Origin of the sequence: Actinoplanes sp. NPDC048967 (genome assembly GCF_040649415.1) — a bacterium.
Taxonomy (GTDB): Bacteria; Actinomycetota; Actinomycetes; order Mycobacteriales; family Micromonosporaceae; genus Actinoplanes.
The window spans coordinates 1183363-1198762 of record NZ_JBEZFL010000001.1; the positions used below are offsets into that span (position 1 = coordinate 1183363).

The 15400-nt window shown below is 71.5% G+C and carries 17 protein-coding genes and 1 tRNA gene; 6 read left to right on the forward strand and 12 right to left on the reverse strand.

The features are described 5' to 3' along the window. Nucleotides 1-20 precede the first annotated feature (20 nt). The 6 genes from AB0C12_RS05470 to AB0C12_RS05495 all read right to left on the reverse strand — a co-directional run bounded on the left by AB0C12_RS05470 (nt 21) and on the right by AB0C12_RS05495 (nt 3104). The gene (locus tag AB0C12_RS05470; RefSeq protein ID WP_360544435.1) at nt 21-419 is read right to left on the reverse strand and encodes a hypothetical protein; all 399 of its coding nucleotides are present in this window, start codon (nt 417-419) and stop codon (nt 21-23) included. Between the two features lie 127 nt (nt 420-546). Next, complete coding sequence (locus AB0C12_RS05475; RefSeq protein ID WP_360544437.1) at nt 547-873, reverse strand: hypothetical protein; 327 nt, start codon at nt 871-873, stop codon at nt 547-549. 80 nt (nt 874-953) lie between these two features. Next, nucleotides 954-1511 carry a hypothetical protein gene (locus AB0C12_RS05480; RefSeq protein ID WP_360544439.1) on the reverse strand — a complete coding sequence of 186 codons (558 nt, stop codon included), beginning with the start codon at nt 1509-1511 and terminating at the stop codon, nt 954-956. A 73-nt stretch (nt 1512-1584) separates the two neighbouring features. Further along, nucleotides 1585-2061, reverse strand: coding sequence for a MarR family winged helix-turn-helix transcriptional regulator (locus AB0C12_RS05485; protein ID WP_360544441.1), 477 nt, complete (start codon nt 2059-2061; stop codon nt 1585-1587). 17 nt (nt 2062-2078) lie between these two features. Next, nucleotides 2079-2912, reverse strand: coding sequence for an MBL fold metallo-hydrolase (locus AB0C12_RS05490; RefSeq protein ID WP_360544443.1), 834 nt, complete (start codon nt 2910-2912; stop codon nt 2079-2081). A gap of 99 nt (nt 2913-3011) precedes the next feature. Next, a tRNA-Sec gene (locus AB0C12_RS05495) sits at nt 3012-3104 on the reverse strand. A 67-nt stretch (nt 3105-3171) separates the two neighbouring features. On the opposite strand from AB0C12_RS05495, the gene selD reads away from it, so the two are divergent. Beyond that, a complete protein-coding gene (selD, locus tag AB0C12_RS05500; RefSeq protein ID WP_360544445.1) occupies nt 3172-4185 on the forward strand; it encodes a selenide, water dikinase SelD in 1014 nt (337 codons plus the stop codon). Nucleotides 4186-4237: 52 nt separating this feature from the next. Here selD and AB0C12_RS05505 read toward each other — a convergent pair whose 3' ends face one another. Further along, the gene (locus tag AB0C12_RS05505; protein ID WP_360544447.1) at nt 4238-5122 is read right to left on the reverse strand and encodes an SDR family oxidoreductase; all 885 of its coding nucleotides are present in this window, start codon (nt 5120-5122) and stop codon (nt 4238-4240) included. Between the two features lie 70 nt (nt 5123-5192). Here AB0C12_RS05505 and AB0C12_RS05510 point away from each other — a divergent pair, with 70 nt between their 5' ends. Beyond that, the gene (locus tag AB0C12_RS05510) at nt 5193-5762 is read left to right on the forward strand and encodes a TetR/AcrR family transcriptional regulator (protein WP_360544449.1); all 570 of its coding nucleotides are present in this window, start codon (nt 5193-5195) and stop codon (nt 5760-5762) included. Between the two features lie 4 nt (nt 5763-5766). Here the strand turns inward: AB0C12_RS05510 and nrfD are convergent, their stop codons facing one another. The 5 genes from nrfD to AB0C12_RS05535 all read right to left on the reverse strand — a co-directional run bounded on the left by nrfD (nt 5767) and on the right by AB0C12_RS05535 (nt 12652). Beyond that, nucleotides 5767-6741 carry an NrfD/PsrC family molybdoenzyme membrane anchor subunit gene (gene nrfD / locus AB0C12_RS05515; RefSeq protein WP_360544948.1) on the reverse strand — a complete coding sequence of 325 codons (975 nt, stop codon included), beginning with the start codon at nt 6739-6741 and terminating at the stop codon, nt 5767-5769. A gap of 164 nt (nt 6742-6905) precedes the next feature. After that, nucleotides 6906-7970, reverse strand: a complete 1065-nt coding sequence (locus AB0C12_RS05520) for a 4Fe-4S dicluster domain-containing protein (protein ID WP_360544451.1) — start codon at nt 7968-7970, stop codon at nt 6906-6908. Further along, complete coding sequence (gene fdh / locus AB0C12_RS05525) at nt 7970-11248, reverse strand: formate dehydrogenase (RefSeq protein ID WP_360544453.1); 3279 nt, start codon at nt 11246-11248, stop codon at nt 7970-7972. Before fdh ends, AB0C12_RS05520 begins: the two co-directional genes overlap by 1 nt. 58 nt (nt 11249-11306) lie before the next feature. Beyond that, complete coding sequence (locus tag AB0C12_RS05530) at nt 11307-12020, reverse strand: GAF and ANTAR domain-containing protein (RefSeq protein WP_360544455.1); 714 nt, start codon at nt 12018-12020, stop codon at nt 11307-11309. 194 nt (nt 12021-12214) lie between these two features. Continuing rightward, a complete protein-coding gene (locus AB0C12_RS05535; protein WP_360544457.1) occupies nt 12215-12652 on the reverse strand; it encodes an STAS domain-containing protein in 438 nt (145 codons plus the stop codon). A 128-nt stretch (nt 12653-12780) separates the two neighbouring features. Between AB0C12_RS05535 and AB0C12_RS05540 the strand changes: the two genes are divergently transcribed. The 4 genes from AB0C12_RS05540 to AB0C12_RS05555 all read left to right on the forward strand — a co-directional run bounded on the left by AB0C12_RS05540 (nt 12781) and on the right by AB0C12_RS05555 (nt 15393). Further along, the gene (locus AB0C12_RS05540) at nt 12781-13794 is read left to right on the forward strand and encodes a radical SAM protein (protein ID WP_360544459.1); all 1014 of its coding nucleotides are present in this window, start codon (nt 12781-12783) and stop codon (nt 13792-13794) included. Nucleotides 13795-13992: 198 nt separating this feature from the next. Then, on the forward strand, nt 13993-14715 hold the full coding sequence (locus tag AB0C12_RS05545; protein WP_360544461.1) for a GAF and ANTAR domain-containing protein: 723 nt from the start codon (nt 13993-13995) through the stop codon (nt 14713-14715). 43 nt (nt 14716-14758) lie between these two features. Beyond that, nucleotides 14759-15019, forward strand: a complete 261-nt coding sequence (locus tag AB0C12_RS05550; protein WP_360544463.1) for an STAS domain-containing protein — start codon at nt 14759-14761, stop codon at nt 15017-15019. A gap of 185 nt (nt 15020-15204) precedes the next feature. Next, nucleotides 15205-15393 carry a hypothetical protein gene (locus tag AB0C12_RS05555; protein ID WP_360544465.1) on the forward strand — a complete coding sequence of 63 codons (189 nt, stop codon included), beginning with the start codon at nt 15205-15207 and terminating at the stop codon, nt 15391-15393. The last annotated feature ends 7 nt before the right edge of the window (nt 15394-15400 follow it).

Genomic DNA, 15400 nt, shown 5'->3' on the forward strand with positions numbered 1-15400 from the left:
GCAGCCACGGGTACCCCGAATCACTGCCGGATCGCCATGCTGGCGCTCGTGAATCTCAGCCGGAAGGCGCGGACCCTTTCACGATCTGACCGCGGTCGCTGCTCGGACACGTCGCTCTGCTGCTGACATCGGGGACCACCCTCGCCGTGCTGCGCGGCGTGCTGCTGTGGGCCGCCCTCGGCAAGCCGAACCCCACGGCGCCGGCGGCCGTCCGCCCGCTCACGGCCGCCGAACGGCTGGACAGCATCAAGCTCGTCCTGGCCACGGGGGGCGGTGTCGGCGCGGTCGTCGCGCTGACCGTCGCCTACCGCAAGCAGCGCCACGGCGAGGCCGCCGAGGGCGCGGTGCTGGACAGCGCCGGCCAGTCCGTCACCTTCGACCATGCCGTGCTGACCGGCAGCACGATCGACTTCTCCCATGCCACGTTCGCCGACGGGAAGTGTCGTTCATCGACGTTCAGGCGCCGGCGGCGGCGACCTTCGACGGAGCCCGGCACGTCGGCGGAACGGTCGACGGGCCCCTTCACGCCGCTGCCGCCACCACCGGTCAGCGGGCCGACTTCCGCACTGACACGCTTGACGAAGGCTGTGGGATCGGCTCGCTCTCGGCGCGGCGCACGTCCCGGACGAACCACGCCACCATGAGGGCCAGCCCGATCGCCACGAGAACACCGGTCCGCAAGGCCGCGACCCACGCCGCCCAGAACGATTTCCGCAGCGGCGCCACGGCGGCTTTGGTGGTTTTGTAATCGCGGTTCGCCCGATGCAGGACGGCCCGCAGATAACCGAAGAGGTAAATGGTCCCGCCCGCCAGCAGAACGATGATGAGCACCGGTCCGCTGACATTTCCCGACTGATCTTCAACGGCAAGCACGCGTCGAAGCGTGTCACTGCGCGGGGATTGTCACAAGCGATCTTCTACCCGTTGCCTACCCCTGGCCTACCGTCGCCATTTCACGATCCGGCTCGCGTCACTGTGGGAAGTCGTCGCTCCGCGGACCGCCCGTCCGGGGATCGCCACCGGCCGTCCACCACGTCGGACACCTGCACGTCGACCGACCTGGCGATCTCGACGAACCTCTCGAAGGAGTTCAGAAAACTGAACTCGCCTCCGCGGAGCCGCCTTTCCGCCTGGACGAGCGGCTCGATCGCCACCCAGGTGCGGATCGCGCCGTGCCGGACCTGGTGCACCAGCAGATCCGCATCGGCGAGTCCGCAGACCACCAGGTATCCGAGCATTTGATACTGCTCCGAGACGACCACAGCCGCCTCCCACATAGGATCCGGCAGGGCGTCGAAGCCGGCTTCCAGGTCGAACTCCTTCAGCTTCTCGTGCACCAGCCTCTCCTTCCGGATGAAGTCCGGATTCCGATGTGGCGCCAGCAGGTCCGTGACGACTGGGATGTGATTGCCATCGCGGGCGACCGCTACCGCTCGCCAGGACAGCACGGACGACAACGCGACGGCCGCGAAGGCCACTACCAACGAAGTGACATTGAGTAACTCACCCATAGACTGAGTGTGGCGTCCCGCCGCAAGACAGCCCCCACTCGCGCGGGGGGATGCCATCTTCGCTCCTGGTGGGTCACAGGCAGGACCCGCGGTCCGCCACGTCACCGATCACAGTGACGAGCAACCGCCGCAGGTTCTGGATCTCATCCGGGTCGAGGCCGGTCAGGGCCGAGGACTCGACGGTTTCGCAGGCGGCGGCGACCTTCGCGCGCAGAGCGTCCCCGTCGGTGGTTATCACCGGGATGCGCAGCCGGCGGTCCCGCGGGTCGTTGTGCCGCACGACGAAGCCGTGGCGCTCGAGCCGATCGAGCTGGCTCATCAGGGTGGTCTTGTCGAGCCCCAGGGTCTTGCCGAGTTCGCCCTGGGTGAGACCCGGGCTCTTGTGCAGGGCGCTCAGCACGATGTACTCGCGCAGCGTGAGTCCGTGCTGCTCGGCCACGTCACCGGTCGCGGCGCGCATGCGCTGGGCCGCGCGGTGCAGCAGCCAGGTGATCTCGGAGTCGGCGGTGGGACGCGGGCCGACGTCCCCGGGCGGTTGCGGGCTGGGCATGCGAGCACCGTACGTCGTCAGCGGGAGCGACCGGCGCCCTCGGGTACCAGCAGCGGGATGCCGTCGTAGGAGCCGAGGTCGTGCGCGGGGACGATCCGCACCAGGCCGTCGAGAGCGATCATGCGGTCGAGGTCCCGGCGCACCTGGCCGGGGTCGCTGTCGGCGAGCTTGCTCATCAGCCACGGCCGCTCGGCCCGCCGGCGGATTCCGTCGATCTGCCAGGTCAGGTCGCCGATGAAGGCGTACCGCCGGCCGGCCGGCCCGGTCACGAAGACGATCACCGAGCCCTCGGTGTGGCCGCGCGCGGGCACGATGACGACCGAGCCGTCGCCGTGCACGTCGTAGCTCGACGGAAAGCCGAGATACGGCCCGTCCGGGAAGGCGTACTCGCGGATGTCGTAGCCACGGGAGACCAGGCGGAACACCTTGCCGTCGGGGTCCTCGGCGGCGTACCGCTGCTCCTCGGCATTCATCCAGAGCGGCGTGCCTCGCAGGCTGTCGAGGCCGCTCGAATGATCCCAGTGCGAATGGGTGAGCAGCACCCCGGCCAGCCGGTCGCGGCTGTAGCCGGCGGCGTCGAGTTGCTCCCGCACTGTCCGGCCCACCTGATAGGGCGCCCGGACGAAGGCGGGCAGCAGCTTGATGTGCGCGGCGACGTCGGCACCGAAGCCGGCGTCGATCAGCAGGTCCCCGTCCGGGTGCCGCACCAGGACCGCGGATGCGGCGAACTGGCGCTTGTCGCGGAACGACCCGCCCCGGACGGCAAGAGCCGCCCGGGTCTCGTACGTGCCGGTCGGCAAGTGGTAGATGGCCATGTCCGCGGGTGGGTGCGCGGCGGGAAGAGAAGACATGAAGAGACCGTACGAGGCGAGAACGTCTGAGGCAAGACTTTCTCAGCTCAGACGATCAAGTGCCCGCACGCCGGTACGGGCTCAGTTCATGCTGGGGAGCGGAGGCGGACGGGAATCGAACCCGCCCGGCCCGGATACCGGGCCACACCGGTTTTGAAGACCGGGAGGGGCACCAGCCACCTGAACGCCTCCGTCGATCACCCTAGGCCGCCCGCCGCCGCCCCGCTCGGCGGGATGCCGGTGATCGTGCGAGAGTGCGATGGTGACGTCTACACAGAGCCGACGGCTGACCGGTTACGCGCACGGCGGCGGCTGCGCGTGCAAGATTCCTCCGGGTGAGCTGGAGACCGTCGTCTCCGGCCTGATGGGTGAGTCCGCGCCGCGCGGGCCGGGTGAGCTTCTCGTCGGGCTGGACGACGGCGACGACGCCGCGGTCGTGCGGATCGCCAACGGGGTCGCCGTCGTCGCCACCGCCGACTTCTTCACACCCGTTGTCGACGACGCCTACGACTGGGGGCGGATCGCCGTCGCCAACGCGCTGTCCGACGTGTACGCCATGGGCGGCGCGCCCGTCGTCGGGGTCAATCTGCTGGCCTGGCCGCGGGATCTGCTGCCGATGGAGCTGGCCGCCGAGGTGCTGCGCGGTGGTCTGGCCGTCGCCCGGGAGGCCGGTTGCCACGTCGCCGGCGGACACAGCGTCGACGACCCCGAACCCAAGTACGGCATGGCCGTCACCGGCATCGCCGACCCCGATCACCTGATGCGCAACGACGCCGGGGTGGCCGGTGTGCCGCTGACCCTCACCAAGCCGCTGGGCATCGGGGTGCTCAACAGCCGGCACAAGAACACCGGGGAGGTCTTCCCCCAGGCCGTCGCCGCGATGACCGGGCTCAACCGGGCCGCCTCCGAGGCCGCGCTGGCCGCCGGGGCCGTCTGCGCGACCGATGTCACCGGATTCGGGTTGCTCGGGCACCTGCACAAGCTGGCCCGGGCCAGCAAGCTGACCGCCCGGGTGGACGCGGCGGCGGTGCCCTATCTGGAGGGTGCCCGGGACGCCCTGGCCGCCGGGTACGTCAGCGGCGGCACCCGGCGCAACCTGGACTGGGTACGCCCGCACCTGGATGCGGACGGCGTCTCCGAGGACGAGTTGCTGCTGCTGGCGGACGCGCAGACCTCCGGCGGGCTGCTGGTGGCCGGGGAGGTGCCCGGCTACCCGATCGTCGGCGAGCTGCTCCCCGCCCGCGGCGACGGCACGACCCTGCTGGTCCGCTGACCCCAACCGCCGCGGTGCGGATCGCACCCGGCCAGCCGCCGTGCGGTCGCGCCTACCCCGCCACGGTTGCGGGCTGCTCCTTGGGAAAATGCGAGCGCAGGTCGGCGGCGAGAAGGCGGTCCAGCACCCGATCGGGAAGCACGCGGGAAAGGCGGGTGAGCACGGCCGCGTCCCGCCCGATGGTGTAGCGGGTCCGCGGCCGGCGCACTGTCGCGGCGTCGGCGATGATCCGCCCGGCCGCCTCGGCCGGAAGCCCCGCCTTCGTGAACGCCGTGGCGTGGCTGACGATCGCCCGCAACAGCCCCTCGTACCGCCCCCGCTCGACCGGCGACAGCCCGGCGATGATGTCGTTGGCCCGCTCGGCCCCGTGGCCGGCCATCTCCGTACGCACGCCACCCGGCTCGACAACCACCACCTGGACACCGTGCGGGGCAAGCTCCCGGCGCAAGGCGTCACTCATCGCCTCCATGGCGAACTTCGCTCCGGCGTACGCGCCGTAGGTCGGCATCGCGACCTTGCCGCCGATCGAGCTGATGTTGACCACCCGGCCGCCGGCGGAGTGCAGTGCGGGCAGCACGGCCTGGGTGACCGCGACATGCCCGAAGAAGTTGACCTCGAACTGCTCCCGCCACTGGGCCATCGACAGGAGTTCGACCGGCGCGTTGATGGCGATGCCGGCGTTGTTGACCACCGCGCGCAGCGATCGTCGCTCCGGGTCGTCGGTGATGCGGCGAGCGACCGCCTCGACCTGGGCCGGCGTGGTGATGTCGAGCATCACCGGTTCCAGGTTCGGGGCGCGCAGCGCGTCGGCGTCCGATTCGCGCCGGACCCCCGCGAGCACGTGGTAGCCGCGGCGGGCGAGCTCGCGGGCGGTGGCCGCGCCCATGCCGGTGGAGGCGCCGCTGATCAGGACCAGCTCTTCGTGTGACGTTGTCATATGGCCTACGCTACGCACTCAGATGACATTGTCAAGTGAGTCGAATGACATTGTCAGGTAAGTTGTCGGCATGGTCAGCAGAGTGGAGAGCGCGGCGGCGACCCGGCGCGCGTTGGTCGACGCGGCGGCCGAGCTGCTCGACGAGGGTGGCGTCGACGCCGTGACGCTGCGCGCGGTGGGCGCCCGGGCCGGGGTGTCCCGGGGCGCTCCCTACGGCCACTTCCCGGACAAGGAACACCTGCTCGCCGCCGTCGCCACCAAGAGCTGGGAGGCGGTCGGCGAGCAGCTCGACACGCTGGTCGCGGACCGGAGCCGGCCGCCGACCGAGCGCCTGGAGCTGGCCCTGGCCGGGCTCATGGACGTCGGCCGGCGCCGCCCGCACGCGTACGCGTTGATGTTCTCCGCGCCGACCGCCGAGCACCCCGAGGCAGTCGCCGCGGTTTCCCGCACGCACGACCAGTTCCTGGCCATCGTCGCGGACGTCATCGGCGATCCGCAGCGGGCCCGGCCGATCGGCGCGCTGGTGATGGCCGGCGTGCAGGGCATCATCGCGATGGAGAACAGCGGCCACCTCACCGCGGAGAAGTGGCAGGTCACCGGGGACGAGCTGCTGCGGATGCTGATCGGCCGGATCGGCTGAGGCGCTACCCCGGTTGCTGGGTCTTCGCGCCGCCGTCGCCGCCGTTCGCCGCCGCCTGCCGCGCCAGCCGCTCCCGCTGCGGCAGCACGGTGTACTTCGGATCCCGGGCCGACGCCAGCCCGCCCTCGAAGATGCCGAACCGCGTCGCCAGCGAGGCCGTCAGCAGCGACAGCCCGGACAGCGCCGACACGACCCGGCTGCGGCGCCCGAGAACCGCCCCGGCCACCCCGAGCGCGGTCAATGTCCGGCCGGCCCGCAACAGCTTGCCGGCCTTGCCCTCGGTGTAGGGCTCGCTCAGGATGCCCTTGGTCGTCTCCACCCGGTGTGCCCCGTACAGCTCCATCGCCGCCCCGAGCACGGCCATCCGCCGGGCCGGGCCGGCCTGACCGGCCGGGGCCGCCAGCAGACCCACCCCGGCCCCGCTGGCCAGCGCGCTGCCCGCGAAGACAAAAGGCAGTTCCGGGTACGCCGCATGCCAGCTCGGCGTCGCGGTGTCGGCCAGCAGCACCGCCGTGTACGTCGCCAGCGCCGGCGCGACCACAGCGGCGCCGTACTGCCCGGCCGTGCCCACCGGCGGGAGCAGCTTACGGGCCAGTCCGAGCACTCCCCTGTCCGGCAGCAACGGAGCCGCCTCGGCGACCGCCGCCGCGCCCGCCGTCACACCGAAGGCGCTGAAGATCCAGGTGCCCATCGACATCGGTGAGGTCGGCTTGGCCACCCGCAGCATGTGCAGGAAGCGTTCCGGCCGGCCCAGGTCGTTGACCAGGAAGTAGGTGCTGGCCAGGACCGCGCCGAGCGCGCTGACCCGGCCGGCCCGGCGCAGGGCCGGGCGCCCGGTGGCGTCACCGCCGGCGGCCAGCAGCGCGGAGCCCGCGGCGAGACCACCGGTGAACAGGTACGCGGGGATGTCGTGATGCCACACGGCGGCCTTGACGATCGGCCGCCCGTAGTAGGAGCGGAACTCCGCCGGCGGGACCATCGACCGGTCGCCACCCCGGCCGCCGCCCCGCCGGCGTCCCTTGCGGGCGGTGTCGCGTACCGGGCCGCCGGGAGCTTCGTCGCGGGCCAGGCCGCTGCCGGGCCGTCCCGCGGGCGGCGGGCTGACCGAGTCGTCGCGGGGGCGTTCCGCCTCCTCGCGGGGCCTCATCCGCGCCGTCCGACGAACGAGGCGATCACCGTGGCGGCCATGGCCAGCGCGGCCAGCCCGGCCCGCTTGTACATGTCCGGCAGGTCGCGGGTGGTCACGATCGGGTCCGGGGGCAGGCCGTACACCTCGGGCTCGTCGAGCAGCAGGAAGAACGCGCCGTCGCCGCCCACGCCGTCGTCCGGGCTCTCGCCGTACAGGCGGGCGGAGTCGACGCCCTGCTCGTGCAGCTTCTCCACGCGGTGCTGGGCGCGGGCCCGCAACTCGTCGAGCTCGCCGTACTGGATGGACTCGGTCGGGCAGGCCTTCGCGCACGCCGGGGTCATGCCGTCACCGATCCGGTCGTAGCACATCGTGCACTTCCAGGCCCGGCCGTCGTCCTTGCGCTGGTCGATCACGCCGTACGGGCAGGCGGGGATGCAGTAGCCGCAGCCGTTGCAGATGTCCTCCTGCACCACGACCGTGCCGAACTCGGTGCGGAACAGCGACCCGGTCGGGCAGACGTCCAGGCAGGCGGCGTGCGTGCAGTGCTTGCAGACGTTGGACATCATCAGCCAGCGGAAGTCGCTGCGCGGCGCGTCCATGGTGCGGCCGGGCAGGTCCGAGCCGGGCATGCCGAGGAACTGCGGTCCGTTCGGGGCCGTGATCGTGGCCGCGGCGGCCAGCGCGTCGACCGCGGGCGGGATCCCCGGGTCGGTGCCCTGGTCCTGGCTGCTGCCGGCCGCCACCACGGCGGTGTGCGCGCTCACCGACGGGCCGACCGGCAGGCCGGCGAACACGCCGGGGGTGTCCGTCGACGCACCGCGGTCGGCCACCGGCTGCTCGATGAACGCGACGTGGCGCCACGAGTTCGCGGTCAGGCCGCCGGTGTTGTCGTACGACTGACCGAGCAGGTTGAACCCGTCGTCCGGGATCAGGTTCCACTCCTTGCAGGCCACCTCGCACGCCTTGCAGCCGATGCAGACGCTGGTGTCGGTGAAGAAGCCCATCCGCGGTGGCGCGTCGACGTAACCCGCGTCGGGCGCGGGGTCCAACGGGCCGTAGAGGCTGTTCGGTCCGGCCATTATCCGGGCTCCTCCGGCTCGTTCCGGGTCAGCATGGGGGTGTGGTGGTCCGGCGCGAGCCCGGCCCGCCGACGGTAGCCGACGACGTACTCCAGCAGCTCCGGTCCGGTCGGGCGGCGGCCCGGCCGGATGTCGCAGGTGCCGACCTTGCTCTCCTGGATGAGCACGTTCGGGTCGAGCGTGATGCCGATCAGGTCGTTGGCCGAGTCGCCGGTGACCAGCCCTTCGCCACCCCAGTGGTACGGCAGCCAGAGCTGGTGGATGACCCGGCCGTCGACGCGCAGCGGGGTGAGCCGGTCGGTGACCATCACCCGTGCCTCGATCGCCGCCCGGGCGGTCACGATGTGCGCCCAGCCCAGGTGCTCGAGCCCGCGTTCCGCGGCCAGCTCCGGGGAGACCTCGACGAACATCTCCGGCTGCAGCTCCGACAGGTAAGCGAGCTGCCGGCTCATACCCCCGGCGGTGTGGTGCTCGGTGAGCCGGCTGGTGCTGAAGACGTACGGGAAGACCTCGGAGTGCTGCTCGGGGGCGCTGGGGTTGGTCGGGTTGTCGGCGCGCTCGTACAGCTTGCGGGTCGGGTTGGCCTGCTGCTGGTAGAGCGGGTTGCGCACGATCGACTCGACCGGCTCGTAGTGGGTGGGCATCGGACCGTCGATCAGGCCGCTGGGTGCGTACAGCCAGCCCTTCCCGTCGCCCTGCATGATGAACGCGTCGTCACCCGAGATGGCCTCGACGCCGGTCGCACCCTCCGGGGGCCGGTACGACGGCGGCTTGGTCTTCTCGAAGTCGGGGACGTCGTAGCCGGTCCACTCGCCGGCCTCCTCGTCCCACCAGACGTACTTCTTGCGCTCCGACCACGGCTTGCCGTCGGGGTCGGCGGACGCGCGGTTGTAGAGCGTGCGCCGGTCCGAGGGCCAGGCCCAGCCCCACTCGCGGGCCACCCAGTCCTGCTCCGAGCCGGGCTTGCGGCGGGCCGCCTGGTTGACCCCGTCCTTGAAGACGCCGGAGTAGATCCAGCAGCCGCAGGCGGTGGAGCCGTCGGCCTTGAGCGAGGTGAAGTTGGGCACCAGCTCGCCGGTGGCGGTGTCGTAGCCGTTGATCTCCTTGAGCACGTCCTCGCCGCTGGGCTCGTCACCACGCTCGCCGTGCAGCGGGTAGTCCCAGGTCAGGTTGAGGATGCCCTGGTCGCGGGGCAGCGTCGAGCCGGCCAGGCGCTCCCGGACCAGGCGGCCCAGGTGGTAGAAGAACCACAGCTCGGAGCGGCAGTCGCCCGGCGGGTCGAGGGCCTTCTCGCGCCACTGCAGCATGCGCTGGGTCTGGGTGAAGGTGCCCTCCTTCTCGGCGTGCGAGGCCGCGGGCATGAAGAACACCTCGGTCTTGCACTCGGTGGGCACGATCTCGCCGGTGGCGACCTCCGGGCCGTCCTTCCAGAAGGTGGCGCTCTCGATCATGAACAGGTCGCGGACCACCAGCCAGTCGAGGTTGGCCATGCCGAGGCGCTGGGCCTTGCCGTGCGCGGACCCGACGGCCGGGTTCTGCCCGAGCAGGAAGTACCCCTTGATCTTGCCGTCGATCATGTCGAGAACCTGCTGGTACGTACCGTGGTCGCCGGTCAGGCGGGGCAGCCAGCCGTAACCCCAGTCGTTCCCGGCCGTGGCCGCGTCGCCCCAGTACGCCTTGAGCAGGCTGACCGCGTACGACTCCGCCTCGGCCCAGAAGCCCTGCTGCTCGGGGTGCCGGATGGCGTCGACCCACTGCCGGAACGTCTCGTGCTGGGTGAAGTGCGGCATCGGCAGGTAGCCGGGCAGCAGGTTGAACAGGGTCGGGATGTCCGTGGAGCCCTGGATGCTGGCGTGCCCGCGCAGCGCCATCACGCCACCGCCGGGACGGCCCATGTTGCCCAGCAGCAGCTGGATGATCGCGCCGGTGCGGATGTACTGCACGCCGACGCTGTGCTGGGTCCAGCCGACCGAATAGACCAGGGCGGTGGTGCGCTCCCGGCCCGAGTTGGCCGTCCAGGCCTCACAGACCTCCAGGAACTTGTCCTGGGGGACGCCGCAGACCTGCTCCACGACCTCCGGGGTGTAGCGGGCGTAGTGCCGCTTGAGGATCTGGTAGACGCAGCGGGGGTGCTGCAGTGTGGGGTCACGGGGCACGTCGGCGGGCACCGGCGGGCCGTGCGACTCCTGCTCCAGGCCGGAGGCGGTCTCCCGGTCGGTGTGCGACTCGCCCTCGTCCTGCGTGGCCGACTCGTCGTCCTCCTGACCCTCGTACGCCCATGACGTCTGGTCGTACGCGTTGGTCTCGGGGTCGTAGCCGGAGAACAGCCCACCGAGGTCCTCGGTGTCCTGGAAGTCCTCGCTGACGATCATGGACGCGTTGGTGTACGCGACCACGTACTCGCGGAAGTCCTTCTCGTTGCTCAGGATGTAGTTGACGATCCCGCCCAGGAACGCGATGTCCGCACCGGCCCGCACCGGGACATAGCTGTGCGCCAGCGCGCTGGTACGGGTGAACCGGGGGTCGACGTGAATGATCTTCGCGCCGCGCTTCTTCGCCTCCACCACGTACTGGAAGCCCACCGGGTGGGCCTCCGCCATGTTGGAGCCCTGGATGATGATGCAGTCCGCGTTGGCCAGATCCTGGAGGAATCCGGTGGCCCCGCCACGGCCGAAGCTGGTTCCCAGACCGGGAACGGTGGCGGAGTGTCAAATACGGGCCTGGTTCTCGATCTGTAGTGCGCCCATGGCGGTGAAGAGCTTCTTGATCAGGTAGTTCTCTTCGTTGTCCAGCGTCGCGCCGCCGAGGCTGGCGAAGCCGAGCGTGCGGTTGAGCGGGCGGCCCTCGGCGTCGTCGTCCTCCCAGGTCTGCTCGCGCGCGGCGAGCACCCGGTCGGCGATCATGCTCATCGCGGTGTCGAGGTCGAGCTCTTCCCAGTCGGTGCCGTAAGGACGCCGGTAGAGCACCTTCTGCTGGCGGCGGTCGCTGGTGACCAGGCTCTTGCTGGCCGAGCCCTTGGGGCACAGCCGGCCCTTGGAGATGGGGCTGTCCGGGTCGCCCTCGATCTGGACGACCTGGCCGTCCTTGACGAAGATCCGCTGCCCGCAGCCGACCGCGCAGTACGGGCACACGGACCGGGCCATGGAGTCGGCCGCCTCGGTGCGCGCGGTGAGCGCCTTCGAGCGGTCGGACTGGGCGGCGGCGCCCCGGCCCAGCGGGTCGGTGCCGGTCAGCTGCCGGTAGACCGGCCAGTGCCCGATCCAGGTGCGGACTCCCATGAGATCGACCTTAGACGACCTTCCGACGCCCCGCACGGCGTGCCGGGAGCGATCTTTCTCAGGGCGCCGAGCCGCTCTCGACCCGGGCGACGAGGGCGGCGGCCACGTCCCGCAGCTTGCGGTTCGAGTCCTGCGAGATCCTGGTGAGCACGGCGAAGGCCTCGTCGGCGCTGCACCGCCGCTCCCCCATGATGATGCCCTTGGCCTGTTCGATCACCGCCCGGCTCTCCATCGCGGTCTGCATGTGCTGGGCCAGGTTGGTCGTGCTGTCGTGCAGGTGGGCGTTGGCCAGGGCGACCGTCGCGTAGCCGGCGAAGCGCTGGGCCAGGTGGACCGTGTCGTCGTCGAACGCTCGCTCGCGCAGGCCGTAGATGTTCACCGCGCCGGTGACGCTCTCCAGGATCGGCAGGCCGACCGAGAGCACGCTGCCCACGCCGGCGGCCGCGGCCTTGGGAGCCCAGCCGTCCCAGCGGGTGTCGCTCGCCGTGTCCGGGACGGAGATGGTGACCTTCTCCGAGGCGGCCTGCAGGCAGGGGCCCGCGTCGCGTTCGTACTGCCGTTCGTCGAGCTGCAACGCGATCTCGCCGGTGTACGCGGCGGTGTACGGGCGCCCGTCCCGGACCAGGGTGATCGAGACCTCGTCCGCACCCGGCAGGGTGCGCCGCGCGAGCTCGGCGACGCGGGTGAGGACGCCGTGCAGATCTGTCTCGCCGAGCTTGATCCGGCCGAACTCCGCGAACGCGGCCGCCGGGTCGGTGGGTTGCTGAGCCATCTACGTCTGTTTTCCCTGCAGCGGGCACGCTGCCGCCCCGGGGAGGCGGCCGTGCGGAGTGGACGGACTACCTGTCCAGGGACGGTGGAACCCTGAACCCGCGCCGCTGCTTGACGCCGGACCGCCCGCACCTTCAGGGGTGCCGGCGGCTGACCAAGATGATAGCCGAGCCTCCCGGCGCCGCGGTGCTGTGTTCAGCCCTCGCGATACACACCGGTGAGGACGAGAACTCGTTCGGTGATGCCTCGCACGCCGCTGAGCCGCAGCTGCCGGCCCAGCGACGCGGCGCGCAGCTGGGCGGCGATGACGACGCGGACGCCCGCGGCGCCGAAGAAGCTCACCCCGCTCAACTCGAGGCAGACCCGCTCGGCGCCTTCCAGGGCCTGGATCAGCGTGGCCTGCGCCAGCGGGGCCGTGTCGAGGTCGAGATCCCCCTGGACGCTCACGACCACCTCGGGACCCGCTTCGCCGGGCTCGGGCGGGCGGACGCGGCGGGCGACGGTGGCGATGACCGACCCGTCCTGGGCGATGACCTGCGCGCTGGCCGCCGGGGCGGGAATGCCGTCGCCCGGGGCCGGGATGTCCGCGACATCCGGGGCCGGCCGGCGCGGCAGCTGGCCTGAATCGGACATACCTCTCCCGTCAGTGAAATCGACGGGCACTTGGCTTGACCCTCTATCAAAGTAGCCCGGCCGGGGCGTCCGGTGACCGCCGGACCGGTGACACGTTTCCCACCGGCGCCGCTGGGCACTCCGCGCCCATGCCGGCCACCCTCGAGGCGCCCCCGCTGCCGCCGCACCTGCAACTGGAGATCACCTCCGCCTGCAACCTGCGCTGCATGATGTGCCTGGTGCGCTACCGGCCGCCGGTGAACAAGCTGGCCGGCGCCATGGCGCTGCCGCTGTTCCACCGGCTGGTCGGGGAGGTGCCCGGGCTGCGCAGACTGACGCTGCAGGGCCTCGGCGAGCCACTGCTGTCCCCGCACCTGCCGGAGATGATCCGGACCGCGGTCGCCCGGCGGATCACCGTCGGCTTCAACACCAACGCCACCCTGCTCACCGCGCGGCGCGCCCGGGAGCTGGTGGAGAGCCGGGTCGACTGGCTGCACGTCTCCCTGGACGGCGCGCACGCCGGCGCGTACGAGGCCATCCGCGACGGCGCGCACTTCGACACCGTGCTGGCCAACCTGGCCGGACTGGTCCGGGCCAAGCGGGCGGCGGACAGCGCCACCCCGTGGATCCGGGTGGTGTTCGTGGCGATGCGCGACAACGTGGGCGAGCTGCCCGCCCTGGTCGCTCTGCTGGGCGGGATCGGCGTCGACGAGCTCCACGTGCAGAACCTGTCCCACGACTTCTCCGACACCGACCCGGCCGGCCGGTACGAGGGCATCCGCACCTTCACCGCCGACCAGGCACTCTGGACCGGAGCCGACCTGGAACGGGCCGCCGCGATGTTCGCCGAGGCGGCCCGGCTGGCCCGCGAGCACGGGCTCACGCTGCGGCTCCCGGCGCTGGGACCGGCGCCACCGGCTCAGGCGGGGCGGGGCCGGGGATGTTCGTGGCCGTGGGAGGCCGCGTACGTCACGAGCGCCGGGGTCGTCCAGCCCTGCTGCATGGTCATGGGCGACGACCGGGTCATCCTGGGCCGCCTCGACGAGCAGAGCTTCCCGGAGATCTGGCACGGGTCCGCGTACCGGGAATTCCGGCGCCGGTTGGCCGGCGGCGAACCGCCGGAGGTCTGCCGCGGATGTTCGCTGTACCAGCGGACTTTCTGAAGTGGCGGTCACGCGGCCCTGCTGCGGAACCGCCGGAGCCCGCTAACCTGGACCTCTGCGTTCCCCGCCCGCACCGGCGACGGCGCAAGCGTCATGAAGCGGCGCGACCGGATGCCGGCCACCGGGAGTCCGGAAGTCAACAGCGCACGACCCGCACCGGCGACGCGGTGACGTGCACAACCCGAGGACGCATAGCTCATGACCGACAGACAGCCCATGGACCCGACCGACGCGTTCGCCGAGCTCGGCCGGATCAAGCTGAGCGAGACCGACATCGACGGCGTGCTCAACAAGATCGCCCAGCTGGCCAAACGCACCATCCCCGGCACCGACGAGGTCTCCGTGACCCTGGTCCGGGGCAAGGGCGCGTACACGGCCGCCTACACGGGCGACCTCGCCGTCGCGCTGGACGAAGCGCAGTACCAGGAGGGCCACGGCCCCTGCCTGGACGCGTCCGCCTCGGGCGACAGCCTGTCGCTGCCGGACATGGCCGCCGAGAGCCGCTGGCCGGACTGGGCCGCCCGGGCCCGGGAGGCCGGGGTCAACAGCTCCCTGTCGATCGGGCTGCCGATCCACGAGACGGTGCGCGGCGCGCTGAACGTCTACGCTCTCAAGCCCGACGCGTACGACGACGACGCGATCATCCTCGCCCAGACCTTCGCCGGCTACGCGGCGGTGGCCCTGGCCAACGCCCACCTGTACGACGTCACGGCCACCCTGGCCCAGCACATGCAGGCGGCGATGGAGAGCCGGGCGGTGATCGAGCAGGCCAAGGGCATCATCATGGGCGAGCGCCGGTGCACCGCCGACGAGGCGTTCCGGATCATGAGCAAACTGTCGCAGGACTCCAACCGCAAGCTGCGCGACGTGGCGGCGGCCCTGGTCGCCCGGGCCCAGCAGCCGCCGCGGCCCTCGAGCTGATCGTGTAGTGGTCAGCGACAACAGTCCGGCGATACCGTGCAAGGTGAGCCTTCTCGGCGTGGACCTCTCCGGCGTGACGTTCCTGGCCGCCGCCGGCATCGAGGCGCTGCTGCGCTGCCAGGCCGACGCCCGGCAGCTGGACTGCCGGCTGTTCCTGACCGGCCCCACCCCGATGACCTACCGGGTGCTGCAGATCGCCGGCCTGCTGGAGCAGTTCGGCCTGACCCGGCCTCGGCCGGACGTGCCGGGGCACCCCCCGGCAGGGTCCGAGCTCGGCATGGTCAACTGCGGCCTGACCGGCTGACCCCAGCGGTACGCGCTCAGTCCGGCGTCCGTACGGCGTTGTCGGACACCCAGGCCACCGCCCGCCGGCGTTCTCCAGCCATTGGCTCACCGCGTGGCACGGTGCCGGCGGGACTTGTGAGGCATCCGGGGCACATATCCCCCCGCAGATCGGGTAGGCGCTCCGGCAACGGACAGGAGCCCACCATGACAAATCCTCAGCAGCCGGAACTGCGCCGCAGCGGCGAGTCGCCGACCAGCGGGCAGCGCACCGAGGACGCGAACCCGGCGAGTCCGCCGGGCGGCAGCCACGACAGGGCCGGTGACAGCCCGGTCCCCGAGAGCCAGGTCTCGCCGTACGGCCCCGGTGGGCGTACCGCGTCCGACGGCACGTGACCGGCCG

Excerpts from the sequence above, each read along its gene's own strand:
- AB0C12_RS05470 (WP_360544435.1), bottom strand. The coding sequence starts at position 419 with ATGGGAGAAGTCGATCGTGCTGCCGGTCAGCACGGCATGGTCGAAGGT.
- AB0C12_RS05480 (WP_360544439.1), bottom strand. The coding sequence starts at position 1,511 with ATGGGTGAGTTACTCAATGTCACTTCGTTGGTAGTGGCCTTCGCGGCC.
- AB0C12_RS05485 (WP_360544441.1), bottom strand. The coding sequence starts at position 2,061 with ATGCCCAGCCCGCAACCGCCCGGGGACGTCGGCCCGCGTCCCACCGCC.
- AB0C12_RS05490 (WP_360544443.1), bottom strand. The coding sequence starts at position 2,912 with ATGTCTTCTCTTCCCGCCGCGCACCCACCCGCGGACATGGCCATCTAC.
- selD (WP_360544445.1), top strand. The coding sequence starts at position 3,172 with ATGGTGACGTCTACACAGAGCCGACGGCTGACCGGTTACGCGCACGGC.
- AB0C12_RS05505 (WP_360544447.1), bottom strand. The coding sequence starts at position 5,122 with ATGACAACGTCACACGAAGAGCTGGTCCTGATCAGCGGCGCCTCCACC.
- AB0C12_RS05510 (WP_360544449.1), top strand. The coding sequence starts at position 5,193 with ATGGTCAGCAGAGTGGAGAGCGCGGCGGCGACCCGGCGCGCGTTGGTC.
- nrfD (WP_360544948.1), bottom strand. The coding sequence starts at position 6,741 with ATGGTCCCGCCGGCGGAGTTCCGCTCCTACTACGGGCGGCCGATCGTC.
- AB0C12_RS05520 (WP_360544451.1), bottom strand. The coding sequence starts at position 7,970 with ATGGCCGGACCGAACAGCCTCTACGGCCCGTTGGACCCCGCGCCCGAC.
- AB0C12_RS05530 (WP_360544455.1), bottom strand. The coding sequence starts at position 12,020 with ATGGCTCAGCAACCCACCGACCCGGCGGCCGCGTTCGCGGAGTTCGGC.
- AB0C12_RS05535 (WP_360544457.1), bottom strand. The coding sequence starts at position 12,652 with ATGTCCGATTCAGGCCAGCTGCCGCGCCGGCCGGCCCCGGATGTCGCG.
- AB0C12_RS05540 (WP_360544459.1), top strand. The coding sequence starts at position 12,781 with ATGCCGGCCACCCTCGAGGCGCCCCCGCTGCCGCCGCACCTGCAACTG.
- AB0C12_RS05545 (WP_360544461.1), top strand. The coding sequence starts at position 13,993 with ATGACCGACAGACAGCCCATGGACCCGACCGACGCGTTCGCCGAGCTC.
- AB0C12_RS05555 (WP_360544465.1), top strand. The coding sequence starts at position 15,205 with ATGACAAATCCTCAGCAGCCGGAACTGCGCCGCAGCGGCGAGTCGCCG.